Raw genomic sequence first — 23,788 nt, forward strand, 5'->3', positions numbered from 1 at the left:
CTGCGGGGCTTTTTGGTTTGGGGGTGCTAAAAGTTATTTATCTGGTTTTATGGAAGAAATTATAAGAGTCGGGTGACAGCTTGGATGGGGCCTTTGGGGGTCTTTACGTGTTGAGCGAAGATTTGCCACTGGTTCTTAACCCGTACTCCAATAACATAGGCGTAGTCTGTGTAGATGTGATGGTGGGGCTTTAGCGTTGAGCGCCCAAGGGATTTTGTGACGTTACCTAAAAACCTGAACTTTCCCCGGTTGATAATTTCGTTGTGTGTGGCCTTGCCATTGAGTCCCTGCTTTTTCCTTGGGCGAACATGAGCAACGGCAGGCATATTCGCATTGCGCCCGCCAATACAGAAACAGCAGTCACTGAGTTGCCCGGTAATCATAATGTCGGCACCGCTGCGCATTTGGTAGGGTTCAAGGCGATCTAGGGCAAGGTCTTCACCCCAATCGATCATGCGAATATGGTGGACTTTGATTGTTTGTGGATCTTCGATAAAGACCCCTTGGCGGTGGAAAGCAAAAATTTCATTGGGGCTATCGATACCAGGTGCGCCCATGCCCATGGTGTAGGTCCCGAATTGATAATCCATGACTCCAGTATCTTTTGTACCGGTAATTCTCACCAGGTTATTTTTTAAGAACATTTCAGGGTAATTTCTAAGCTGATAAAGCGCAGTAGAGCTTCTCATGTGCGGATCTCTCTATACCAATTATATTTTTCTCGTTATTTTTGCTCCTGAGGAATTGGTGTTGGCGCTTGAAATAACAAGAGGAACAATCGTACCCAATGTTGAAGGGGCAGAGGAAAATAGATACGAATAAACTTTGGAGTCCAGTCAGGGTTGGTAGCTGTTCGAGGGGAAGGGAACTGCGTTGTTTCACATTGTGCTTAAGGTAGCGGCGCTGCCCGTGCTATCGATATAGCCCGAGCAGCATTTACTTCTAGACGTTTCTCTCTATAGCAAAACTCGCCAATTGCTGCAGGGCGATTTTTTGTTCGCTCTCGGGCATAAAGGCCAATTGCTTTTTGGCGTCTTCTACAGCGGCCCGGGCACGATCCATGGTGTAGTCCAGAGCACCGCAGGCTTCAATAGCCTCTACTATTTCACTGAGCTTTTCTGCACTGCGCTGTTCAATTGCAGTTTTTACCAGCAGTGCCTGGTCCTTGCTGCCGTTGGCCATGGTGTAGATCAAGGGCAGGGTCGGCTTGCCCTCCGCCAGGTCATCTCCAACATTTTTACCCAGTTCTTCCGAATTACCGCGATAATCGAGAGCGTCATCAACCAGCTGGAAGGCGAGTCCCAGGTGTCGGCCGTAGAGTTTTAGTGCAGTTTGTTCTTCACTTGAGCAGTTGGCTAATACGGCCGCAGTTTCACAGGCGGCTTCAAACAGTGCGCCGGTCTTTTTGTGGATAACGGTGAAGTAATTCTCTTCGCTTACTGCGGGATCACCGGCGTTGACCAGCTGCTGTACTTCACCCTCTGCGATGGTGTTGGTGGTCTCTGAGAGTATTGCCATGATGCTCATGTCTTCCAGAGCAACCATCATTTGGAAGGCGCGGGAATAGAGGAAATCTCCCACGAGTACGCTGGGCGCATTGCCCCACTTGGCATTGGCGGTAAGGCGGCCGCGGCGCATGTCAGAGGTGTCTACAACATCGTCGTGCAGTAAGGTAGCAGTGTGAATAAACTCGATAATTGTGGCGAGATCGATATGGTTCTCACCCTGATAGCCGCAAGCTTTGGCACAAAGCAGTACCAGTAGTGGGCGCAGGCGCTTGCCCCCGGCTTCGACCAGGTAGTGACCTATATTTTCCACCAGGGGAACGTCCGAGTGCAGTTGATCGAGAATGCGCTGGTTAACCGCAGCAAAGTCTTCGGCGGCGACCCGGTGAAAAGGCAGCATGTGAGAGTTCCTTATACGACTAGACAGAGGCCTCCCGGGGGCCGGAAGGCGAAGGGGCGCTATTGTATCAACCCGGCGAATTGATTAGAATCTGCGCCCCGCCAATTGCGGGCTCTTTGCGGCTATTGGGTCGTCTGCGGGCCTTTTGGCGAATAGATGTTAAACACACGGCGCAAGCTCCCGAAATGCGGAGCAGTGACTTACTGGTCCTCCCGCTGCTTCGTGTCGTCCTTACCGGAGCATAGAAATATGTACGCTGTTTTTGAGAGCGGTGGCAAGCAACACCGTGTAGAAGAAGGCGAAGTACTTCGCCTGGAGAAGCTGGAAGTAGCAACTGGCGAATCCATTGATTTTGATAAAGTGTTCATGGTTGTCGATGGCGACAAGATCAGCATTGGCGCTCCTGTTGTAGATGGCGCTAAAGTAACTGCTGAAGTGGTAAGCCACGGCCGCGGCGAGAAGGTGAAAATCATCAAGTTCCGTCGTCGTAAGCACTCCATGAAGCGCCAGGGCCACCGTCAGTGGTACACCGAAGTTAAAATCACTGGCATCAAGGCATAAGAGAGGAGTAACGACTCATGGCACATAAGAAAGCTGGCGGTAGTACGCGAAATGGTCGCGATTCCGAGAGTAAACGCCTGGGCGTGAAGCGCTTTGGCGGCCAGTCTGTAGCAGCAGGCAACATCATCGTTCGTCAGCGTGGCACCAAGTTCCACGCCGGTGTTAACGTTGGTATGGGCAAAGACCACACCCTGTTCGCCACTGCGGACGGCGTTGTGAAGTTTGAAGTTAAGGGCCCCAACAACCGCAAGTTCGTTTCTATCGAAACTGCTTAAGCGGTCATTAGCCCAAGCTTCATAAAAAGCCCCGCTATTGCGGGGCTTTTTTGTTGGAAAAGTCGCAAAAAGACCGCGACGGGAAGTTAGGGTGGCAGTTGCCCACAGGAGGCGGCTTGTCGGCTGGTATGATGATAGTGCGCGCATCTGCGCACCGGATGAGACAACCGCTGTGGCGGTGGAGTGATTATGAAGTTTGTCGATGAGGCGCCCATCTCTGTGCAGGCAGGCAAGGGCGGCAATGGCTGCCTGAGCTTTCGCCGGGAAAAATTTGTTGAGAAGGGTGGCCCGGATGGCGGTGACGGCGGCGATGGCGGTTCCGTGTACCTGGAAGCTGATGATTCCCTGAACACCCTGGTGGATTATCGCTACCAGCCCCGCTACGCCGCTGAAAGTGGTCAGCCGGGTCGAGGGCGCAACTGCACTGGCGCCAAGGGTGAGGACCTGGTCCTTAAGGTGCCGGTGGGCACCACGATCATTGATGCGGATACCGGCGAGACTATCGGCGATATGACCGAAGCCGGTGAGCGTCAGCTGGTGGCTCAGGGTGGCTTTCACGGCCTGGGTAATACCCGATTCAAGTCCAGTACTAACCGTGCGCCGCGTCAGACCACACACGGCACTGAGGGTGAGATGCGCAGTCTCAAGCTCGAGCTGAAGGTTCTGGCAGATGTGGGCATGTTAGGGCTGCCCAATGCGGGCAAATCCACGTTTATTCGCGCCGTCTCCGCGGCCAAACCGAAAGTGGCCAACTACCCCTTTACTACCCTGGTACCAAATTTGGGGGTGGTGCAGGTTCAGAAGCATCGCAGCTTTGTGATTGCAGATATTCCCGGCCTGATTGAAGGTGCAGCCGAAGGGGCGGGCCTGGGGATTCGCTTCCTCAAGCACTTAACCCGCTGTCGAGTTTTGTTGCACCTGGTTGACCTGGCTCCCTTTGATGGTTCTGATCCGGTAGAGAATGCCCGAGCCATTGAGCACGAGCTGTCCACCTTTAGCCCTACCCTGGCCGGGCGCGAACGCTGGTTGGTATTGAATAAGACGGACTTGGTTCCCGCTGCTGAGCTGGAAGAGCGCTGCCAGGCGGTAGTGGATGCCCTGGGTTGGGAAGGACCTGTGTTTCGTGTGGCAGCTATTCGGAAGGAGGGTACTGATGCCCTCGGTGGTCGCTTGATGGACTACCTGGAAGAGCGCCAGGAAATCGAAGAGCGAGATCCCGACTTGGCTGTGGCGGAGCTGGAAGCGCAGCGTCAAATGCAGCGCGAAGCTCGCGAGCGAATCGAAGAGTTGAGAGAGAGTCATCGCGCCAAGCGCAAAGCTGCCAAGGGGCAGGTGGATGACGATGAGGATTGGGATGATGACGACGACCACGATGTGGATGTCGAGTATCGCTCTTAAATGGCATGGAGCGAGCAGTTGCTGAAGTAGCTTGGCTCGCTCAATAGTTATCTTGTCCTGAGGGGGAAACATGGACTCCGCAACAGTGTCCCGGCAGGCGTTGACCAAGGCCCAGCGGTGGGTGGTAAAAATTGGTAGCGCCCTTCTGACAGATAATGGTCGAGGTGTGAATACCGCTGCCATTTCTGCTTGGGTTGCGCAGATGGCTGATTTGCGCCGTCGAGGGATCGAAGTTGTTCTGGTTTCATCCGGTGCTGTTGCGGCCGGAATGGATCGGTTGGGCTGGTGTCGCCGGCCCGAGTCTATCCACCAGTTACAGGCGGCTGCTGCTGTAGGGCAGAGCCACCTTGTGCAGGTCTATGAGCAGGCTTTTAGCCGTTTTGATATTCGCAGCGCTCAGATCCTGTTGGATCACGATGACCTTTCCAATCGCACTCGCTACCTGAATGCTCGCAGCACCTTGCGCACGCTCCTGTCACTGGGGGCTGTGCCTATCGTGAATGAAAATGACACGGTAGTGACTGACGAAATACGTTTCGGCGATAACGATACCCTGGCGGCCCTGGTTGCAAATCTGGTTGAGGCAGATGCGCTGCTGATTTTGACCGATGCGGATGGGCTGTTTACTGAAGATCCCCGCGATAACCCCGAAGCAGAATTAATTAGTGAGGCATCTGCGCTTGATCCCAAGCTGCTCGAGATGGCGGGGGATTCCCGCAGCGGTCTGGGTCGTGGTGGTATGACCACCAAGGTGCGCGCAGCGCAGTTGGCAGCGCGCTCAGGAGCTCGCACAGTGATCGCTGGCGGGGCCTTGGAGGCGGTGATAGATAAAGTCTGTGCCGGCGAGCAGTTGGGTACCCTGTTGCTGCCAGAGGCAGATCCCCTGGCGGCGCGTAAGCGCTGGCTCGCTGGACAGTTACAGGTGCGCGGAACCCTGTTAGTGGATGCCGGTGCCGAGGCAGCTATGACTGGGAGTGGTAGCAGTTTGTTGCCGGTGGGGGTTACCGCTGTTGAAGGGCATTTCAGGCGCGGAGATCTGGTGTCTTGCAGGAATACTGAAGGTCGCGAGATAGCGCGGGGCCTGGTCAATTATGACAGTAGTGAGAGCGGTCGGATTCTGGGGCAGTCATCGGAGAAGTTTGCCGACCTTTTGGGGTATCGGGATGACGATGAATTAATTCACCGCGACAACCTGATCCTGCTCTGAATTGGCAGGTATCGAATACAAAAAAAGCCCCGCAATGCGGGGCTTTTTTGTGTCTGCTGCCTAAGGGGTTAGGCGGCCAGAGCTTTGATCTGAGCGTTCAGACGGCTCTTATGACGAGCGGCTTTATTCTTGTGAATAATGCCTTTGTCTGCCATACGGTCAATAACGGGAACTGCTTCTGCGTACGCAGTTTTTGCTTTTTCCGCATCGCCGGCATCGATGGCCGCAACTACCTTCTTGATGTAGGTGCGCACCATGGAGCGCAGACTGGCGTTGTGCATGCGGCGCTTGTCGTTCTGGCGCGCGCGTTTCTTCGCTTGAGGTGAGTTGGCCACCGGTTGCTCCTGTCTGGAATCTATAAATCTGTAACTAACAGGCCCTGGGGCCCGATCGGGACGCGACATTATCCCCACAGTTGGTTGTTTGTCAACCATAGCGGGCGTCTCGGTGCAGATATGTTGTCAATCCACAACGGCGGTTACCCGGTCGGCAACTCCAGGCTGAACTCTACACCGCTGCCGTCGCTGCGGTTTCGGGCTTTTAAGGGGCCACCGTGGAAGTCTGCGATCAGTTTGGCGATATGCAGTCCCAGCCCCAGGTGGCCGGCATTATCGCCCTGGTTGCGCACAGAAACGAGAGAGTCGAACAGCTTGTGAGCGTAACCTTCCGGGAGCAGTGGGCCGTCATTGCCCACTGTGATCAAGTAGGTATCTCTGTTTGTTGCCACTGACAGGCAAATTTCACTGCCTTCGGGAGCGAAGCTACATGCGTTATCCACCAGCTTGTCCAGCAGTTGAGCCAATAACTCCGGTGCGCCGTGGCAGGCTAGCTCCCCAGTGGGTTTGTTTAAAGTAAATCGGTGTTCGCTGTGAGCATCGCCATAGCACTGTGTCATGACTTCAAGCAGGTCTGCCAGGTCGAAAGGCTCCCGCTCCGCTTGGTGGATGCTGGTTTCAAGATTGCTGGCTGCGGAGAGACTGTTGAGAATCCCTGACAGCCTTGCACTGCCATCCATAGCCCGCCCTGCATAGCGGCGGCTGTGGTCGTCGAGTTCTCCGGCGGCGAGGTTATCCAGGGATGAGCGAACCACTGCCAGCGGTGTGCGTAGCTCGTGTGACAACTTACTGGCGAGAGTGCGCAGGTACTGGTGATATTGGTCCAGTTCTGCGAGCAGGCTGGCGAAGGCCCGGTTTAGGTCTCCCAGTTCATCGCCAGCCTTTGAATGGGGAAAGTTGCCGCGCAGTTTGCCGCTGGAATCTACTGCGTTGCGGGCAGCCTGGTGTAGTTTGCGCACGCGCCAGGAAAGCCAGCTGGCGTAGCCCAAGAGGAAGAGCAGGGCGGTTGCGGCGGCGGCGCAGCTGATCAACCACAACCGGTGGGCTGCTCCCTCGGTGACTGATTGCATCGCTTCGCCAGATTGCAGGACGAGTACCTGCCCCAGAAGTGGCCGTTCAACCACTTCGTCGACCCGGGTGATAACGGGCACACTCACCGCACCAATTCGGGATTGCAGCGGCCCTGAAAACCATTGCTCCTGGGTGCCACGGCTGTCAGGCGTCGGAAGAGGCAAGCTATTTTCCGGCAGCTGTGGCAAATCCCCCCTGGAAAGCAATTTGCGATAAGCCCAGTCTCTCAGCCACGAATCGCTCTCGGAATCTGTAAGGTGTAGTTGTCCGTTGCTGGCAAGAAGAAACCCCTCGCTGTCCACTACCGCGAGGCGCAGTCCAGGGCGCGCAAAGTGGTCGAGTTCTCTTTGAAGGTCTGGCAGAGGGCTTACCAAGCGTCCTGGGTGACCATCTGCCGGAAGTGTGCTGGCGCTGCGAGTCGGTGAGGAGCCACTGCTGTTTGCCCTGTCGTGAATACGGATAGCGAGGGCTCCACCGGTTAGGGCTTGTGGCAGAGCCAGCTCCAATTGGTAACCGGCACCAGAAGTAGTCCATCGGCCCCTGAAACGCAGCTCGCGCTCGTAGCGGCCCTCTCTAGGGTTGTGCCACAAGGCGCTGGCGGCCCCTTGGCTGGCGACGGGCAGGATGTAGTGCCGGTCAGCGGTAAATAGCTCTACGGTGTCGCCTCCAGCGATCAGGCCTGTGCGGGGGTCCCGATAGGCGGGGGTTGAGTCTGAAACAGTGAGAAGCAGGTAGATTTGCTTATCCAGTTGCCCCAGCGTCACCTGGGCCATAGGGGATAGCTGCCCGTCCTCAAGGGCTCTGGGCTCCAGTTGCTGCGCTCGCCACTCATCGCCATAGCCGTCGACTCTCGGAGCTTGAGATAGGGGATTCAGGTAGAGCTGAGCCCCTGGTGGGCGTGAAAGGCGCTGAGGATCCGGGGCGATAAGCTGGGGGGCGCTGGCCAAGCGCGCAGCAATTGCCGCCGCAGTTGCCTCGATTGCCTGGATCTGGCCTTGTGCTAGGGCGGCGTCCACCTGGCGGAGGTACTGGCAGCCGGCCCAGGGCAGGGTGAGTGCGACAAGGCTGACGAGCAAGAGTTGGCGGCGTAGGTTCATACTTAAATTTTTGAAATTGTTCGCCCGATGGCGGTTTACAGCTGCCAGCGATACCCCATGCCGTAGGCGGTTCCTATGGCATTAAACTCGGTGTCCAGCGCCTGGAACTTGCGCCTGATTCTTTTGACGTGAGAGGTGATGGTGTTGTCATCCAGCACTACGCGGGCCGCTTCCATAAGTTGGCTGCGGGATTTAACGTGACCGGGCCTTTTTGCCAGGGCGTGGACAATCCAGAATTCGGTCACGGTTAAGTCCACGGGTTGCTCATCCCAGTGGCAATGGAGCCTGGAAATATCCAGCCATAGCTTTCCCTGAGTTAAGCTCTCGCCTTCATCGTTTTGATCTCGCAGCACGCTAACGCGGCGCAGTAGGGCGTTAATTCGCGCCTGCATATGGGGTAGGGAGATATCCTTGGTGAGGTAATCATCAGCCCCCAGGCGCAGTCCGGAAATAATATCCAGCTCTGAGTCCCTGGCGGTGAGAAATAATATTGGCAGGCTCGGCGCCATAGCGCGCAATTCCCGGCAGAGCTCAAAACCGCCCTCCACCTCGCTGCCCAGGCCAACATCGATCACGGCCAGGTCTGGCAGCCGCTGGCGAAAAGCATCCATGGCCTCAATCCTGGCGCTGTATAAATCGACCCGGTAACCGTGGCGGCGCAGAGCATCGCGGTAGTTTTCTGCGATAGCGCGTTCATCTTCGACAATGGCGATGGTTGCACTCATGACAAATCCCGACTTAATTCCTTTCTGGCGGAGAATCATGCACGAAGTTGCAGGGGTTAGGCAAAAAGGCGGGCGCAAGGCGCCCGCAAATACAACAGGGTTTCTATCAGCTTGGAGTTGCGTGAGTGGATTTGCGATCCACTCACGCTTATGTAGTGCGGCTTGAAGGCGAAGGGATATGCGGATTTGTTGTCCGCCGTGCCCCTTTGACTCAGAAGTTTCCCGCCATGGACTCCGGAAGGGAGAAGCGGATGTCGACGCGGCGCTCCATGGCGTAGGCGTCTACATCACCTCGGGCTGCCTGGGAATAGGTGGAGCCGAGTGCGCTGCGGCTGATTCTTGAGGCATCAACTCCAAGTGATACCAAAGCCTCTTCCACACTCAGGGCGCGTTGATCGGACAGTACATTGTTGTAGCCGTCGCTGCCGCGAGGATCTGCGTGTCCCTCCAGGTGAATTTGCAGGTGGGGGTGTCGCTTGAGAAAGTCAGCCATGGCACTCAGCTGGTGCATTTGGCCCTCCTGAAGCTCGTCCTCCCCAGTGGTAAACAGCATTTGGAATTGCAGTGAATCCAGGGCCAGTTGGCTGGCGTCGTTCGCGGACAGTTGAGCCGCATCCAATTGCTGTGCCAGGTTGCTGAGCTCTGCACGGCTCTCTGTCAGTTGTGTTGCCAGCATATCTGCCTCGTCTGCTTGCTTGATCTGCTCTCCGAGCCAGGCTCCGCCGAGTGCTCCGGCGATAAAGCCAACGGGCCCACCCAATGCTGCACCGGCAATTGCAGAGCCGGTAAAGACTGAGGCCTGCTTGGCCGGAGTCAAATTGGATTCGTTTTGTTCCTTAGCGTGGGCTCCGGTGGCAATCAGAGAACCCAGGGCGACGGCCATCACTACTTTTTTCATTGTTCTGCTCCTTAGCGGCTTTTCTTACTCGTGTGGGCCTGTTCTGTTGTGGCCCGTTTGAGTGTTATTAAAAAGCTCCAAGGAGGCGCTGGCGTGGCGCAGCTATGACCAACTGCGGCTCAATTGTGGCGAAATATGGCGATCGCTCCGAAACCCAGCTCAGAAGCTGGAAGGGGCTGGGCGACCGCAGTTATAGCAGGGGATGGATGGACAGACGGGGCTGGGGCCATCAACAGCTGCTATGTACCGCACAATTGCCAGAACCAGGGCAATAATCAAAGCACTAATGGTCATCCCTTCTCTCCCCGCACCACCAGCTCCTTGGGTGGCGCGACTAGCTCGCTCTTAGTATAGGCTCGCGGTCCCGCAGTCGCAGGGCCTCAGCTCTGTAGAGGAGCCCATATATCCCCTGGTTTTGGGGTAGACTTGCCGGCCAACAAGTTTCAACTTTTGCCAGGAGTCCGAGTTTTGTCGCAGTCATCCCCAGCTCAGGAACAGGCAGTCGAAAAATCTGGTGCTTCCAGATTGCTGCGGGGCAGTTCCGTTGTCGGTGCTGCCACTATGCTGTCGCGAGTGGCCGGGCTGGTTCGTGACGTGGCGCTGGCCCGCTTTGCCGGTGCGGGCGATGCTGCCGATGCCTTTTTTGTCGCATTCAAGATTCCCAACTTTTTTCGCCGTCTATTTGCAGAAGGTGCATTTGCCCAGGCTTTTGTGCCGGTACTGGCCGAATACCGCCAAAAGGGCGGTAAGGCGGCTGCGCGAGAGTTAAATGACCGGGTTGCGGGCGCTCTTGGTGGCGTACTTTTGTTGGTTACTCTGTTTGGTGTTCTCTGCGCTCCACTAGTGACGGGTATTTTTGCTTTTGGCTGGTGGTGGGACGGCAGTGAGCGTGAGAAGTTCGATCTCGCTACCGATATGTTGCAGATCACTTTTCCCTATTTAATGCTGATTTCCCTGGCGGGATTTACCGGGGCAATACTCAATACTTTCGATCGTTTTGCGATTCCGGCGCTAACCCCGGTGATGCTCAACCTGGTTTTGATTGCTGCGGCGACTGTTGCTACCAATTGGTTTGATCCGCAAATTATGGCGCTGGCTTGGGGCGTTTTTGTTGCGGGGGTGGTGCAGCTGCTGTTTCAACTGCCTTTTCTCGCTCGTGAAGGATTGTTGCCTAGCCCTAAGTGGGATTGGCAGCACAAAGGAGTGCGTAAAATTTTACGCCTGATGGCGCCGGCGATTTTTGGTGTGTCAGTGACCCAGATCAGCCTGGTGATGGACACTCTGCTGGCTTCATTCCTGCCCAGCGGCAGTGTTTCCTGGCTCTATTTTTCCGACCGGCTCACCGAGCTGCCCCTGGGGGTGTTTGGGGTTGCGGTGGCAACGGTAATTCTGCCGAGCTTGTCGCGTCAGCACACTGACGGAGACCCTCGCCGGTTCCGTCATACCCTCGACTGGGCTTTGCGCAGTGTCACGCTAATTTCCCTGCCTGCTTCTGTAGCCTTGGTGGTACTGGCTGAGCCGCTCCTGACAACCCTTTTTCAGTATGGGCAGATGCAGCCGCGCGATATGCAAATGGCCGCCTGGTCCCTGCGCGCTTATGCCATGGGGCTGTTGGCGTTTATGCTGATTAAAGTGCTGGCGCCGGGCTATTTTGCCCGCCAGGATACCTATACTCCAGTGCGCTTTGGCTTAATTGCTATCTCGGCCAAAATGGTGTTGAGCCTGCTGTTTGTGATACCGCTTAACTACTACTTCAAACTCGGCCATATGGGCCTGGCACTGGCTACGGCTTGTCAGGCCGCTATTAACGCCTGGCTCCTCTATAAAGGCTTGCGTCGAGATGATGTCTATAAACCTGAGGCTGGGTGGGGCACTTACCTGGTAAGGTTGCTTCTGGCGAATTTGGCGATGGTTGCGATTTTGCTCGGGGCTCTGCACCTGTGGTCACAGTGGAGTGAATGGGCCTGGTATGACCGCGCCTGGCGTATGGGGCTGATCGTAGCTGTTGGGGGAGCGACCTATCTGTCCGTTTTACTGGTTTCAGGATTGCGCCCCCGCCACTTCCGCGCCACAAGTTAGTTTATTAAGTGGGCATATCTGGATAAATATGGCCTCTGGCCGCCCAGTGGGAATCCGCTATACTGTGCGGCTCGATTTTATGAGGATGGGAAAATCGCTTTGGCCCAGGAGCGCGAACTAATTCGCGGGTTGCATAACCTGCGCCCCCGCCACCGGGGAAGCGTGGCGACAATCGGCTCGTTCGATGGTGTACACCTCGGTCACCAGGCGATTATTGCGCAGCTCAAGCAGCGCGCGCAGGAACATGATCTGCCCTCGGTGGCGATTATTTTTGAGCCCCAGCCACATGAGTTCTTCTCTGGGGAAAGGGCGCCCGCGCGTCTGATGCGCTTTAAAGAGAAGGTATTGGCACTATTTGATGCTGGTGCCGATCGGGTGCTGTGCCTGCAGTTTAACGAGAAGCTGCGCAACCTGAGTGCCGATGCCTTTGTGCGTCGTATTCTGGTGGATGGCCTTGGAATCCGCCATTTGGTGGTGGGCGACGATTTCCGTTTCGGCTGTGATCGCAGTGGCGATTATCGATTCCTCCAGGGCGCCGGGGCCGAAAATGGATTCACGGTGGAAGACACGGCTACGCTTGAGATTCGCGGAGCCCGGGTGAGCAGCACCCGCATTCGCGAAGCCTTGCAGCGGGGCGAGTTTGAGTTGGCCGAGGCCTTACTCGGACGCCCTTACAGTATTACCGGACGGGTTGCCCCCGGCCGCGCCTTGGGCCGGCAACTGGGTGCTCCCACAGCCAATGTGCGTTTGCACCGCTACCGCTCCCCGCTGGTTGGCGTTTACACCGTTCGCACCAAAGCCGCGAATGGAAGTGAACTCGCAGCTGGGCGGCCGGAAATTGACGGTGTTGCCAATGTGGGGTTTCGCCCGACAGTTGAGGGAGAGGGCGCCCGGCCACTACTGGAAGTCAACTTGTTTGATTTTGATGGCAACCTCTACGGGAAAGAACTAGCGGTAGAGTTTTGCCACAAACTTCGCAATGAAGAGAAGTTTGCCTCCCTGGAAATCCTCAAAGCCCGCATCGCTCAGGATATTGACGATGCTAAAGACTGGTTTGTGCAAAACCCCAAGGGGCACTAACCGGTGTATAGACGATGAATTATTCTCTACTAGAGCTGAAGTAGACATCCAATGACTGATTATAAAGTGACCTTAAACCTGCCTGAGACCGACTTTCCTATGCGCGGCAATCTGCCCCAGCGCGAGCCGGCTATTTTAAAGAAGTGGCAGGAAACCAAGCTCTACGAAAAAATCCGCGAAGCGCGGGAGGGGCGCGAGCAGTTTATCCTGCACGACGGTCCTCCCTATGCCAACGGGGATATTCACATAGGTCACTCGGTCAACAAGATTCTCAAAGATATTATTATCAAGTCGAAAACCCTGAGCGGTTTTGACGCTCCCTATGTGCCTGGCTGGGACTGCCACGGCCTGCCGATTGAGCACCGCGTCGAGAAAAAGATTGGCAAGGCTGGCGCAAAGGTGGATCACAAAACTTTCCGCCAGAAGTGCCGCGAATACGCAGCCAAGCAGGTGGACGGACAGAAGAAAGACTTTATTCGCCTGGGGGTGTTCGGTGAATGGGACAATCCCTACCGCACCATGGATTTCCAATTTGAAGGCGATATCATCCGAGCGCTTGGGCAAGTGGTCAAAAATGGCCATTTGGCACGGGGTTTCAAGCCTGTGTACTGGAGCGTTGTGGGCGGATCAGCTCTGGCGGAAGCAGAAGTGGAGTATCAGGATAAAACCTCCTACTCCATTTACGTTTGCTATCCGGCGACGGAAGAGACATCCCTGGCTATCGCCGATGCGGCAGGTGGACACGCGGGTGAAGGCCCCCTATCCGTTGTTATCTGGACCACAACCCCCTGGACGCTTCCTTCCAGCCAAGCGGTTTCTGTCAATGCTGAGCTGGAATATGTTGTGGTGCAAACGGCTGAGCGCCGATTGCTCGTTGCCGAAGCACTCAAGGATGCCGTATTGGAGAAGGCGGGGCTCGAAGGTGAAGTGGTAGGCCGTATTCGCGGTGCCGCCTTGGAGCACCTGAAGCTAAACCATCCTTTCTACGAGAAGCAATTGCCGATGATCCTCGGCGACCATGTCACCACTGATGCAGGTACAGGCTGTGTACACACTGCGCCGGACCATGGTCCCGATGACTTCCAGGTGGGCAAGCGCTACGGCATCGATACCCTGAACTATATCGATGACAATGGCGTATACCGCGATATGGTACCGCTGTTTGCCGGTGAACACGTCTACAAGGTGGACGACAAAATCGTGGCCCTGTTACAGGAGCGCGGAGTACTTCTGCACCAGGGTAAGATGGAGCACAGCTACCCTCACTGCTGGCGCACCAAGACGCCGCTTATTTACCGCGCAACTCCGCAGTGGTTTGTGAGCATGCAGCAGAATGACCTTCTGGAGAATGCACAGAAGGCAGCGGATGAAGTTCAGTGGATCCCCGGTTGGGGCAAGGCTCGTATCGATGCCATGCTCGACGGCAGCCCGGATTGGTGTATTTCCCGCCAGCGTACCTGGGGCGTGCCCATCGCTTTGTTTGTTCACAAAGAGACCCATGAAATCCACCCGGACACTCCCGCTTTGATGGACAAAGTGGCTGAAAAGGTCGACGCCGAGGGTATGGACGTTTGGTTTGACTTGGACCCGCAGGAGCTTCTGGGAGATGAGGCAGGCCAATATCAAAAGGTTACCGACACCCTGGATGTCTGGTTCGATTCAGGTGTGACTCATTACGCCGTACTGGAGCGCCGCAACGGCCTGCGTTTCCCGGCAGATCTGTACCTTGAGGGCTCTGATCAGCACCGAGGCTGGTTCCAGTCTTCACTGAAGACCTCCATCGCTATCAACGATTGTGCCCCTTATAAGCAAGTGTTGACTCACGGTTTCACGGTAGATGCACAGGGACGGAAAATGTCCAAGTCCATCGGCAATACCGTTGCACCACTGGATGTAATCAACAAGTTGGGTGCAGATGTATTGCGCCTTTGGGTTTCCGCCACAGACTTCAGTGGTGAAATGGCGGTTTCCGATGAGATCCTGAAACGCACAGCGGACTCTTACCGTCGCTTGCGCAATACGGCTCGTTTCTTCCTGTCCAACCTGGCTGGGTTTGACCCGGAAAAAGATTTATTGCCGGAAAGTGAACTTCTGGCGCTGGATCGCTGGGCGCTGGATAAGGCTGCGCGTCTACAGGATGAAATTATCGAGGCTTACGATAACTACCAGTTCCACCAGATCTATCAGAAGTTACATAACTTCTGTGTCGTGGAAATGGGTGGCTTCTACCTGGATATCATCAAAGATCGCCAGTACACCACCAAAGAGGACAGTACTGCACGCCGCTCTGCGCAAACTGCCCTCTATCATATTGTTCAGGCATTTGTTCGCTGGATTGCGCCTATCCTGAGCTTTACCGCAGAAGAACTATGGCAGTTTATTCCCGGAGCCAAAGCGGACAGCATCTTTATTGAAGAGTGGTATTCGCTGCCGAAGCTGCCAGCAGACTCGGTTAAAGGTGCGGACTATTGGGCTGCCATCGCCGAAGTAAAAACTGCGGTAAACAAGGTGCTTGAAGAGCAGCGTGGAGCTGGTGCTATTGGCGGCTCCCTGCAAGCGGCGGTGACTCTGTTCGCCGAGGATGACCTGCGCGAAAAGCTCTTGGAGCTCGAAGACGAGTTGCGCTTTGTTTTGATTTGCTCCTCCACTTCTGTACAGCCACTCAGCGATGCTGCCGGTGCAGAATCCACAGAGCTGGAAGGATTGAAAGTCAGCATAAGCAAAGTGGATCACCCCAAGTGTGCGCGCTGTTGGCATTACCGCGCCGATGTGGGTGTATCAGCAGAGTATCCAGACATTTGTGAGCGCTGTGTGGAAAACGTTTCTGGTGAAGGAGAAGTGAGGCACTATGCCTAGTTCCAACCCTGTTTGGGGGCATCCATGGCGCTGGTACTGGCTGGCGCTGGTGGTGGTTGTCCTCGATATCGCCAGCAAAGTCTGGGCCGTGGATATGTTTATGCACGGCCCGTCAATACAAATTATTCCCGGCTTGCTGCAATTTACTTATGCCGAAAACTACGGCGCTGCCTTTAGCTTCCTGTCTGATGCTGGGGGATGGCAGCGGTGGTTTTTCGGAATTATTGCCTTTGTATTTAGCGTTGTTGTCAGTGTTTGGCTATGGCGCTTGCCGGCAACAAAGCGCTGGGAACCCTGTGCCCTGGCGCTAATTCTGGGGGGGGCCTTGGGCAACCTTTGGGATCGAGTGCTGCTGGGTTACGTAAGGGATTTTATTTCGGTCTATTACGGCAACTGGCACTTCCCGGTATTCAATGTGGCGGATATGGGAATTAGTATCGGCGCTGCAATGCTGGTGATTGAACTGCTTTTTTTTGCGGAAAAAGAAAGTGGCAAAGCAAAAAATAACGTGGAAGTTTAACGAACTATGAGTAATGCCGTTATCGGTGAACACTGCCGGGTGACACTGCACTTTAGCCTGAAATTGGACGATGGCACTGAGGTGGATTCAACCTTCAAAGGTGACCCAGCCTCTTTTAGTGTTGGCGATGGCAGTTTGCTGCCGGGCTTTGAAAAAGCGCTTTTTGGTTTAAAAGCGGGAGATGAAGCTGAGATCGAGATACCGCCGGAGATAGGGTTTGGCCAGCGCAACCCGGAAAACCTGCAAAAGGTGCGCCGGGATACCTTTTCTCCCGATATGGAGCTGGAGCGCGGGTTGGTAGTCTCTTTTGACAACGGCAGCGGCGAACTCCCCGGAGTAATCAGTGAGATTGGTGAGGACGATGTTACTGTCGACTTTAATCATCCATTGGCCGGTCAAACCTTAAATTTCCATGTGAAAATTATTGCGGTGGACTCGATCCAATAGGGTCGGGTTCCCTCTTTGTAGCAAGTAGGGTACTGAAGTAGACATGCAAATCCGAATGGCTAACCCCCGGGGCTTTTGTGCCGGTGTTGATCGGGCAATTGATATTGTGAATCGCGCCCTGGATGTATTTGGTGCGCCGATCTATGTCCGCCATGAAGTGGTGCATAATAAGTTTGTGGTGGAGAGCCTGAAAGAGCGCGGTGCGGTCTTTGTCGATGAACTCGATGAAGTGCCCGATGATGTTATCGTTATCTTCAGTGCTCACGGTGTTTCAAAAGCTGTGCAGCGCGAAGCTGAAGAGCGTGGCCTGCGAGTATTCGATGCTACTTGCCCGCTGGTTACCAAGGTGCATATTGAAGTGAGTAAGTTCAGCACCGACGGTGCTGAGTGCATACTTATCGGCCACGCCGGGCACCCGGAAGTGGAGGGCACAATGGGGCAGTATGACAACTCTGCTGGCGGTGCCATTTACCTGGTTGAAGACGAAGAGGATGTTGCGAAGTTAACTGTTAAAGACGAGAGTAATCTCGCCTATGTTACCCAAACAACACTATCCATGGATGATACCGCTCGAGTCATTGATGCCCTGAGAGTGCGTTTCCCTGAAATCCGTGGGCCTCGAAAAGATGATATCTGTTACGCGACCCAGAATCGCCAGGATGCTGTAAAGCAGCTGGCTCTGGAAAGTGACCTGGTCCTTGTTGTTGGTAGCCCGAATAGTTCTAACTCTAATCGCCTGCGTGAACTCGCTGAACGCTGTGGTGCTGCTGCTAAATTGATCGATGGTGCGGATGATATCGATGCAGATTGGCTTCAGGGTAAGTCGGCCATAGGAATCACAGCGGGAGCGTCAGCACCGGAAGTCCTGGTACAAGGAGTGATTGACCGACTGCAACAACTTGGTGCAAGCCTTCCTGAAGAAATGGATGGAAGGGCTGAGAATATACGTTTCTCCCTGCCTAAAGAGCTGCGTTAATCAGCAGCTCTATCTCCTATCGGCAAGCTGGCTAGCCCACTTATCGCCCCCTCCAAGCCGTTTGTCGGCAAGCTGCAAAACCCTCGACCCCATCGCTTACCTGCTTTCCATAAACTGGTATATATACGATAACAATACGAACCAAAGTGTTGTGCCTCCACTTTACTTGCACATTGTTTGTAAAGTACTGGGGTGAGAATTTTTGTGTGCAAAATTTATACTGAAAAGCTGCACGCTTTAGATAAATTGAGATTTTTCTCTCCATGCCAGGCAGCATAGCCCAGTACTTATAGGTTCTTTAAGGCAGCAAATATGATGAGCTTCAAAAAATACATAGGGGCAACCCTTATAGAGTTAATGGCGACTATCACCATCTTAGGGATTGTACTTGCGATTGGACTACCTTCATTTAATTCATTATTTGATAGCAATCGCTTGTCGGCTATGACAAATGACTTGAACGGTGTTCTTCAATATGCACGTTCTGAAGCTGTGCGTATAGGAGGTAGCGTAGAGGTAGGTGCAATTGACGATGATATTGGTAATGGAGTTATTGTCTGGGTTGATAGTGACGGGAGTGATTCTTATGACGATGGAGAGGAGTTAAGAATGCTACTTGTCGAGTACGAGGATATTGTAGTTACAGCGGATGTCTCTGGTGCCGGAGTGGCAGACTTAGATTTTAGCTATGGCGCGCAGGGGGAGATAAGTCTTGGGGCCACTTTAACTTTGGATTTATGTGATAGTCGGACAGGAGATTATGGTCGCCAGTTGCAGGTTCTCGCTTCTGGGGCTTTAAGATTGAATACCAATATGCCTTGCCCGTAGGAAAACGGATTGAAAAGAGGATAATTTGAATGCTCAAGCAAAAAGGGGCAACCCTAATTGAAGTGCTTGTATCGGTTTTGATCCTGGCGGTTGGTCTTTTGGGGCTGGCGGCAACACAAGTGATGAGTTTAAAAAATGGCAATGGGGCTCATCACCGGTATATGGCTGCACTTGCAGCACAGGAAATTATTGAACGAATGCGCGCTAATCCTACGGGGACTATGAGTAGTGAGTATGATGGCACTGTAGGCGGTTCTTCTGGTGATGGCGGGTCAGATGGTTCGGGTGGTTCAGATGGCTCGGATGGTTCAGATGGTTCAGATGGTGGAGCTGGCAGTAGTTCTACGCCGGATTGTAGCAGTGCATGTTCAGATGCTGAACTTGCAGATTTAGATCTCTATGAATGGGAGCTCATTCTATCTTCCAATCTACCTGACGCAACAGGAACAATTGCTCACAACGCCGGTGTAGTAACGGTAACTATATCTTGGAGTGAACAGCATACAGGGGAAAATTACGGGGTATTAGATGGTGACGTGGATAATGCCTCCTTTTCGATGATAGTGGAGCTTTAAGAATGCAATCTTTTAGTAATCAAAGAGGCCTTTCATTAGTTGAATTAATGATAGGTATTTTATTGGGCTCCCTTCTTTTACTTGGCGTATTACAAATATTTCAGAGTAATAGCGATACTTTTCGCATGCAGGATGGGTTCTCGCGTGTACAGGAAAACGGTAGATTTGCAATCGACTTGCTGAGCAAGGAAATACGACTTGCAGATTATTGGGGATGTGCACCAGATCAAGACAGTATCGAGAATAGGTTGGATACGACAGATGCTTTCTTAAATTCTATTGGTTCTGACGGAGTTCAAGGTGTTGATAATGCCAGCGGTATGACAGTTGGAACAACGAACGTGCTGGATGGAAGTGATGTATTAATTCTTGGTGGTGTTATTGATGCCTGCGGGGGATCTGGACGTATGTTAGATCCTAGTGGTAGTGATCTGGTTGTAAGTTCAAATTGTCCTGTAGCGGCTGGAGATATTGTCTTGGTCTCCACTTGTATTAACGGCGACATTTTTACTATTACAAATATTGATACGGCCGTTGGCGCTGGTAATAGGGCTTTAAAGCACGATGTGAGTACTACAACTGGGTGGGTTAATAATAAGAGTGACGCACTTCAGGAAATATATGGAGCAGACTCCGCAATTTTTCAGCCGTATCAAAAAACTTATTTTATCGCTGTGAATACAGCTGGTACCAATTCCCTTTTTGTCAGTGATGAAAATGATTCCGTCGAAGAGTTGGTTCCCGGAATAGAAGATATGCAAGTTTCTTATGGTCGGGATACCACAGGAAGTGGAATAGTTGATACTTGGCAAAGTGCTAGTACATCTCTTGATGAGATGTCAGAAGTTGTCGCTATTAAATTAGAATTATTGGTAGCTAGCGATAGCGATGCAAGTGTAGATAGCCAAACTATTCGCCGGCTTGATGGTAGTGAAACTGAATATAGTGATGGAAGAATTAGAAAATTGTATGTGGCTACGGTAAAAGTGCGTAATCGAGGTGATATGTAATGAGGACTATCAGATCACAAAGCGGCGCCGTTCTAATGGTCAGCCTGATTATCTTACTGATATTAACTTTAATTGGGATCTCTGGGGCCAGGAGTATCCTGATGAGCGAACGCATGACCTTTGCTTCTCGTGATGCAAAGGTAGCTCTCGAGGTGGCAGAGTCTGTTGCCCGTCGAGGAGAAGATTATATTGAGACGCTGACAAACTTAGACGACTTTGGCACTACAGGTTGGCGGCGTACTGCAGGTGATGGCCCGGATGATTTGTTTGATGAAAATACTTGGACTGATGCCAGTTCAGTAGAGCAAGAGGTGCCCATGGAGGGGGTTGATGGTGAGGCCCTAACTGGTCGCATGTTTATCGAGCTTGCAGGGCTTACTGAAGATGACACAAATATTACTGATATGGATAAGAGTGCAGACTCCATCCAAAGCGACGGTACAGAGATTCAGGTGTTTAAAATTGTTTCTCGTGGTGTTGGGGTAGGTGGTACTGAGAGAATCATTATCACTCTCTATGGTAAAGAAATATAAAAGAGTAAAAGAAATGAATTTTTCACTGTCAAGTAAAGTCCAATTCCCATTGAAACCTATCGCTGCCGTTGTATTGTTTTTTTGCGCGAGTAATGAGGCTTTTTCTGCACCGGGTGAGTTATCTGATGTTCCGCTTTATTCCCGCGGTTCAGCAGAACCCAACCTGATGTTTGTGTTGGACTCTTCAGGGTCAATGGAAACAATGGTTTTGCCCGTAGATGGTTATGATACTTCAGACCCTGCGGGGTCTAGCTGTAGCTCTCCAGTATCAATGACGTATACGTCGAACTCCTGTGGTCATGGTGGCTGGGGTTCCTGTACACGTTATTATGATGATGTTGAATATCGGGTTAATACATCCGATGGAAGTGTTCAGATCAAATTGGTGGATAGAAACCGTGCAGAGAGTGATTGGTTTACTTGGGATAGTAGCAGCAACTGCTTTGACGAAGATGAGGATTATACTGCTTGGCTTTATGCGGAAGCTAATTCTGGAGGGGATAGTTATTATGAAACTGGTCAGGATTCAGATGACTATAGGGAAAGTACTACCGGGCATTTTCTAAACTGGTTCTTCTCCAAAGAAAATGGTAGCGGGGGTTATGTAGCCGATGAATTTACGGATGAGGATGGCAGTGCTACAAGATCTAAAGTAGATATACGTCGAACCGATATTATGATTAGTGCAGCCCAGGAATTAATTTCAGGGCTTAATGATGTGCGTGTCGGTGTGATGCAGTTCAATACAGAACACGGTGCAAAGCTGCTATCCGGTTTGGTTAGTCTAACCGAGACCAATCGAAATAGTATACTCAACATTATTGAAGATATTGATGCAAATGGTAATACCCCTCTTGCAGAGAGTTTTGCAGGTGTAGGGCGTTATTTTATTAGCGGCTATGAGGGAAATAACCTCACCTATATAGATTCTACTGGAGCAGAAAAACAGGTTCCCGGAGAGGATATATTTTCTGGAAGCGGCACTAGTACTATATTGAATTGGGGCGATGTTAGCGCGCCTGATGATACAGTTGATGGCGGAGCTATCCAGTATTATTGTCAAAAGAGTTTTATGGTGGCTCTAACAGATGGTGAGCCAACAAGGGATAATAGTATTAGCAGTGACTTGACCGACTATGATTATGGTTGCTCCTCAAATAGTGGCGGCTGCACAAGTGATGAGATGGATGATGTCCTTAAGGCTCTTTACGATATTGATTTACGACCGGATTTGAAAAAGACTGGTGGTGAAGAGGTCGTTAACAATATTACCAGTTATATTATTGGCTTTGCTGAAGATGGTTTGTCAGACACGAACCTGATGAAAAATGCCGGGGAATTGGGTGGCGGTGGTGTGTATGATGCTGGTAACGCCGCAGAACTGAAGGTGACTTTTAATACTATTATTAATAATGTTCAGTCTATAGTTGGTAGCTCAAGCTCTGTAGCTTTTAATACTTCTTCCCTTAAAACAAATTCCAGCATATTTGCTGTAGGTTTTGATAGTAGTGCATGGTCGGGTAATTTAGCGGCTTGGAACCTTAGTGATGAAGGGGATATCGAACTTGATGACGATGGAAATCTCGACACTTCATCCATTTGGGAGGCGAACTCTGAATTGGATTCGATAGACCCAGATAGCAGGGTTATGCTCTCCTATAGCAATGGTGCCGGGGTGCCTTTCACTGCATCCGGGCTCGGTATTACTGGGACAGATCATGCTGATGATTTGAATCTTGATATTCAATCTAATGCGGGAGTAAATGATGGCCGTGCCTCCGATCGTATTGATTATCTGAGGGGTGATCGGAGCAATGAGGGAACTAGTACTGGTAGTTTCCGGGCTCGTGAAGGGCGTTTAGGTGATATTGTAAATTCAACACCGGTTTATGTGGGAGAACCCAGCGGCCCTTGGTCTGATTACGAGTTCAGTGGAGCTTCTAGCTACGATGATTTTGTTAGCGCTAAAAGCAATCGTACTCCAGTTGTATATGTGGGAGCGAATGATGGCTTCTTACATGGTTTTAATGCCAGTGCCAGTGGAGCTAATGCCGGTAAAGAGCTGATAGCTTATTCACCTGCGGCCTTACTCAGTACAACCGCTGATGAGGGGCTGCATGCTTTGAGTTCGCAATACTATACCCATAAATATTATGTGGATGGTACTCCCACAAGTTCTGATGTCTACATAAATAGCAGCTGGAAGACGGTACTTGTGGGAGGCTTAGGTGCTGGTGGTAAAGGATACTATGCTCTCGACATTACTAACCCCTCTGATTTTACTGAAGAGAATGCCGCAGATATTGTTTTGTGGGAGTTTACCGATTCGGACAATAATAACTTAGGTTATACCTTTAGTCGTCCTCAAATTTACCGTATGTCAAACGGTGAGTGGGCTGCAATATTCGGTAATGGATATAACAGTTCAACCGGCGATGCGGGTTTATTTATCGTATATTTGGATGGGGAAGATAGTAGTGGCAATAGCCATGTCTATATTTCAACGGGTACTGCCGATACTTCCGATAAAAACGGGATGTCAGAACCGACTATCGTGGACTCTGATGATGATGGCACTGTAGATCGTATCTATGCCGGTGACTTAAAGGGCAATATGTGGGCTTTCGATGTCTCATCGACAGGAAGTTGGGGTGTTGCTTCGTCAACTACTTCCCCGTCGCCACTTTTTTCTGTTCCAGGGGAGCCAATTACCGCTGCTCCGCAAATTTCAGGTAATGCGGAACACTCCTCTGGAGCGTCCCCTAATTTACTAGTTGCCTTTGGCACGGGACAATATTTGGTTGACTCAGATACGAGTGATACTAACCCCGGTGGATTTTATGTTGTAGCTGATAATGACGTGTACAATTTAAGTACAAGCGATCTGGAGAAGCGCACATTGAATGAGGACTATGTCTTATTTGATAATGGGAATGAGGTGTATCTGAGGACATCATCTGGAGATGAGTTTACCTGGAGCGATAAATCAGGTTGGTATATGCCCTTGAATAAGGGCAGTGGATTGGAGGGCGGTGAGCGTGTTGTTACTCGGCCAACAGTACTGTCCTATCTCCTACTCTTTAATACGCTGATTCCAACCGGACAAGTCTGTGCTGCGGGTAGTTATGGCTGGCTGATGTCTGTGGATATTCGGACCGGCTTGGCTCCAGAAGACCCCGCATTTGATGCAAATAAAGATGGTGTCATCAATGAAGACGATTATGGCTATGTAGGAGAGGGGGGAGAAGGAGGAGAAGGAGGCCCAAATAAGTCCGGCTTCCTGGGAGGTAAACAGTATACAGGGACCACTGATGGTGGGATTGACGTGAGAGAGATAAATATTGGTAGTGGAGACAGAGCAGGTCGTCTTTCTTGGGAAGAAATTACTCCAAACTAACTGCTATTAGATGAT

At 52.2% G+C, this 23,788-nt stretch carries 21 protein-coding genes; 15 read left to right on the forward strand and 6 right to left on the reverse strand.

Annotated features, from left to right (window positions below; all coding sequences use genetic code 11):
- Positions 1 to 59: 59 nt before the first annotated feature.
- Positions 60 to 689 carry a hypothetical protein gene (locus tag ACJJIM_RS00300; protein WP_413664297.1) on the reverse strand — a complete coding sequence of 210 codons (630 nt, stop codon included), beginning with the start codon at positions 687 to 689 and terminating at the stop codon, positions 60 to 62.
- Positions 690 to 942: 253 nt separating this feature from the next.
- Positions 943 to 1,905, reverse strand: a complete 963-nt coding sequence (gene ispB, locus ACJJIM_RS00305) for an octaprenyl diphosphate synthase (protein WP_413664298.1) — start codon at positions 1,903 to 1,905, stop codon at positions 943 to 945.
- 249 nt (positions 1,906 to 2,154) lie between these two features.
- Between ispB and rplU the strand changes: the two genes are divergently transcribed.
- The 4 genes from rplU to proB all read left to right on the forward strand — a co-directional run bounded on the left by rplU (position 2,155) and on the right by proB (position 5,346).
- Complete coding sequence (gene rplU / locus ACJJIM_RS00310) at positions 2,155 to 2,466, forward strand: 50S ribosomal protein L21 (RefSeq protein WP_282934588.1); 312 nt, start codon at positions 2,155 to 2,157, stop codon at positions 2,464 to 2,466.
- Positions 2,467 to 2,483: 17 nt separating this feature from the next.
- Entirely contained in the window at positions 2,484 to 2,741 is a 258-nt protein-coding gene (rpmA, locus tag ACJJIM_RS00315) for a 50S ribosomal protein L27 (RefSeq protein WP_073277572.1), read from the forward strand.
- 189 nt (positions 2,742 to 2,930) lie between these two features.
- On the forward strand, positions 2,931 to 4,139 hold the full coding sequence (gene cgtA, locus ACJJIM_RS00320; protein ID WP_444912069.1) for an Obg family GTPase CgtA: 1,209 nt from the start codon (positions 2,931 to 2,933) through the stop codon (positions 4,137 to 4,139).
- Positions 4,140 to 4,209: 70 nt separating this feature from the next.
- Positions 4,210 to 5,346: a glutamate 5-kinase gene (gene proB / locus ACJJIM_RS00325; protein WP_444912070.1), complete on the forward strand. Its 1,137-nt coding sequence runs from the start codon at positions 4,210 to 4,212 to the stop codon at positions 5,344 to 5,346.
- Between the two features lie 68 nt (positions 5,347 to 5,414).
- Here the strand turns inward: proB and rpsT are convergent, their stop codons facing one another.
- From rpsT to ACJJIM_RS00345, 4 genes are all read right to left on the reverse strand, one after another.
- Positions 5,415 to 5,681: a 30S ribosomal protein S20 gene (gene rpsT, locus ACJJIM_RS00330; RefSeq protein ID WP_108731693.1), complete on the reverse strand. Its 267-nt coding sequence runs from the start codon at positions 5,679 to 5,681 to the stop codon at positions 5,415 to 5,417.
- A 143-nt stretch (positions 5,682 to 5,824) separates the two neighbouring features.
- Positions 5,825 to 7,849, reverse strand: a complete 2,025-nt coding sequence (locus tag ACJJIM_RS00335) for an ATP-binding protein (RefSeq protein WP_444912071.1) — start codon at positions 7,847 to 7,849, stop codon at positions 5,825 to 5,827.
- 35 nt (positions 7,850 to 7,884) lie between these two features.
- On the reverse strand, positions 7,885 to 8,574 hold the full coding sequence (gene pdsR / locus ACJJIM_RS00340) for a proteobacterial dedicated sortase system response regulator (protein ID WP_108735148.1): 690 nt from the start codon (positions 8,572 to 8,574) through the stop codon (positions 7,885 to 7,887).
- A 211-nt stretch (positions 8,575 to 8,785) separates the two neighbouring features.
- Complete coding sequence (locus ACJJIM_RS00345; protein ID WP_108731695.1) at positions 8,786 to 9,472, reverse strand: OmpA family protein; 687 nt, start codon at positions 9,470 to 9,472, stop codon at positions 8,786 to 8,788.
- A gap of 468 nt (positions 9,473 to 9,940) precedes the next feature.
- On the opposite strand from ACJJIM_RS00345, the gene murJ reads away from it, so the two are divergent.
- From murJ to ACJJIM_RS00400, 11 genes are all read left to right on the forward strand, one after another.
- Positions 9,941 to 11,551, forward strand: coding sequence for a murein biosynthesis integral membrane protein MurJ (gene murJ, locus ACJJIM_RS00350; protein WP_444912072.1), 1,611 nt, complete (start codon positions 9,941 to 9,943; stop codon positions 11,549 to 11,551).
- A 99-nt stretch (positions 11,552 to 11,650) separates the two neighbouring features.
- Positions 11,651 to 12,631, forward strand: coding sequence for a bifunctional riboflavin kinase/FAD synthetase (gene ribF / locus ACJJIM_RS00355; protein ID WP_444912073.1), 981 nt, complete (start codon positions 11,651 to 11,653; stop codon positions 12,629 to 12,631).
- Positions 12,632 to 12,682: 51 nt separating this feature from the next.
- Entirely contained in the window at positions 12,683 to 15,487 is a 2,805-nt protein-coding gene (gene ileS / locus ACJJIM_RS00360; RefSeq protein WP_413664304.1) for an isoleucine--tRNA ligase, read from the forward strand.
- Entirely contained in the window at positions 15,480 to 16,007 is a 528-nt protein-coding gene (gene lspA / locus ACJJIM_RS00365) for a signal peptidase II (RefSeq protein ID WP_413664305.1), read from the forward strand. Before ileS ends, lspA begins: the two co-directional genes overlap by 8 nt.
- A 6-nt stretch (positions 16,008 to 16,013) precedes the next feature.
- On the forward strand, positions 16,014 to 16,454 hold the full coding sequence (locus tag ACJJIM_RS00370; protein ID WP_282934364.1) for an FKBP-type peptidyl-prolyl cis-trans isomerase: 441 nt from the start codon (positions 16,014 to 16,016) through the stop codon (positions 16,452 to 16,454).
- A gap of 43 nt (positions 16,455 to 16,497) precedes the next feature.
- Complete coding sequence (gene ispH / locus ACJJIM_RS00375) at positions 16,498 to 17,430, forward strand: 4-hydroxy-3-methylbut-2-enyl diphosphate reductase (RefSeq protein ID WP_444912074.1); 933 nt, start codon at positions 16,498 to 16,500, stop codon at positions 17,428 to 17,430.
- A gap of 315 nt (positions 17,431 to 17,745) precedes the next feature.
- On the forward strand, positions 17,746 to 18,258 hold the full coding sequence (locus ACJJIM_RS00380) for a GspH/FimT family pseudopilin (RefSeq protein WP_444913417.1): 513 nt from the start codon (positions 17,746 to 17,748) through the stop codon (positions 18,256 to 18,258).
- A 29-nt stretch (positions 18,259 to 18,287) separates the two neighbouring features.
- Positions 18,288 to 18,833, forward strand: a complete 546-nt coding sequence (gene pilV, locus ACJJIM_RS00385) for a type IV pilus modification protein PilV (RefSeq protein WP_444912075.1) — start codon at positions 18,288 to 18,290, stop codon at positions 18,831 to 18,833.
- A 2-nt stretch (positions 18,834 to 18,835) separates the two neighbouring features.
- Complete coding sequence (locus ACJJIM_RS00390; RefSeq protein ID WP_444912076.1) at positions 18,836 to 19,843, forward strand: PilW family protein; 1,008 nt, start codon at positions 18,836 to 18,838, stop codon at positions 19,841 to 19,843.
- Positions 19,843 to 20,376 carry a pilus assembly PilX family protein gene (locus tag ACJJIM_RS00395; protein WP_444912077.1) on the forward strand — a complete coding sequence of 178 codons (534 nt, stop codon included), beginning with the start codon at positions 19,843 to 19,845 and terminating at the stop codon, positions 20,374 to 20,376. Before ACJJIM_RS00390 ends, ACJJIM_RS00395 begins: the two co-directional genes overlap by 1 nt.
- A 13-nt stretch (positions 20,377 to 20,389) precedes the next feature.
- Positions 20,390 to 23,773: a PilC/PilY family type IV pilus protein gene (locus tag ACJJIM_RS00400; protein ID WP_444912078.1), complete on the forward strand. Its 3,384-nt coding sequence runs from the start codon at positions 20,390 to 20,392 to the stop codon at positions 23,771 to 23,773.
- Positions 23,774 to 23,788: the final 15 nt, after the last annotated feature.

The sequence above is a fragment of the Microbulbifer maximicatervae (SeqCode) genome (genome assembly GCF_052467615.1).

Coding starts and splice junctions, on each gene's coding strand:
- ACJJIM_RS00300 (WP_413664297.1), bottom strand. CDS start 689: ATGAGAAGCTCTACTGCGCTTTATCAGCTTAGAAATTACCCTGAAATG.
- ispB (WP_413664298.1), bottom strand. CDS start 1,905: ATGCTGCCTTTTCACCGGGTCGCCGCCGAAGACTTTGCTGCGGTTAAC.
- rplU (WP_282934588.1), top strand. CDS start 2,155: ATGTACGCTGTTTTTGAGAGCGGTGGCAAGCAACACCGTGTAGAAGAA.
- rpmA (WP_073277572.1), top strand. CDS start 2,484: ATGGCACATAAGAAAGCTGGCGGTAGTACGCGAAATGGTCGCGATTCC.
- cgtA (WP_444912069.1), top strand. CDS start 2,931: ATGAAGTTTGTCGATGAGGCGCCCATCTCTGTGCAGGCAGGCAAGGGC.
- proB (WP_444912070.1), top strand. CDS start 4,210: ATGGACTCCGCAACAGTGTCCCGGCAGGCGTTGACCAAGGCCCAGCGG.
- ACJJIM_RS00335 (WP_444912071.1), bottom strand. CDS start 7,849: ATGAACCTACGCCGCCAACTCTTGCTCGTCAGCCTTGTCGCACTCACC.
- pdsR (WP_108735148.1), bottom strand. CDS start 8,574: ATGAGTGCAACCATCGCCATTGTCGAAGATGAACGCGCTATCGCAGAA.
- ACJJIM_RS00345 (WP_108731695.1), bottom strand. CDS start 9,472: ATGAAAAAAGTAGTGATGGCCGTCGCCCTGGGTTCTCTGATTGCCACC.
- ileS (WP_413664304.1), top strand. CDS start 12,683: ATGACTGATTATAAAGTGACCTTAAACCTGCCTGAGACCGACTTTCCT.
- lspA (WP_413664305.1), top strand. CDS start 15,480: ATGCCTAGTTCCAACCCTGTTTGGGGGCATCCATGGCGCTGGTACTGG.
- ACJJIM_RS00370 (WP_282934364.1), top strand. CDS start 16,014: ATGAGTAATGCCGTTATCGGTGAACACTGCCGGGTGACACTGCACTTT.
- ispH (WP_444912074.1), top strand. CDS start 16,498: ATGCAAATCCGAATGGCTAACCCCCGGGGCTTTTGTGCCGGTGTTGAT.
- ACJJIM_RS00380 (WP_444913417.1), top strand. CDS start 17,746: ATGAGCTTCAAAAAATACATAGGGGCAACCCTTATAGAGTTAATGGCG.
- pilV (WP_444912075.1), top strand. CDS start 18,288: ATGCTCAAGCAAAAAGGGGCAACCCTAATTGAAGTGCTTGTATCGGTT.
- ACJJIM_RS00390 (WP_444912076.1), top strand. CDS start 18,836: ATGCAATCTTTTAGTAATCAAAGAGGCCTTTCATTAGTTGAATTAATG.
- ACJJIM_RS00395 (WP_444912077.1), top strand. CDS start 19,843: ATGAGGACTATCAGATCACAAAGCGGCGCCGTTCTAATGGTCAGCCTG.
- ACJJIM_RS00400 (WP_444912078.1), top strand. CDS start 20,390: ATGAATTTTTCACTGTCAAGTAAAGTCCAATTCCCATTGAAACCTATC.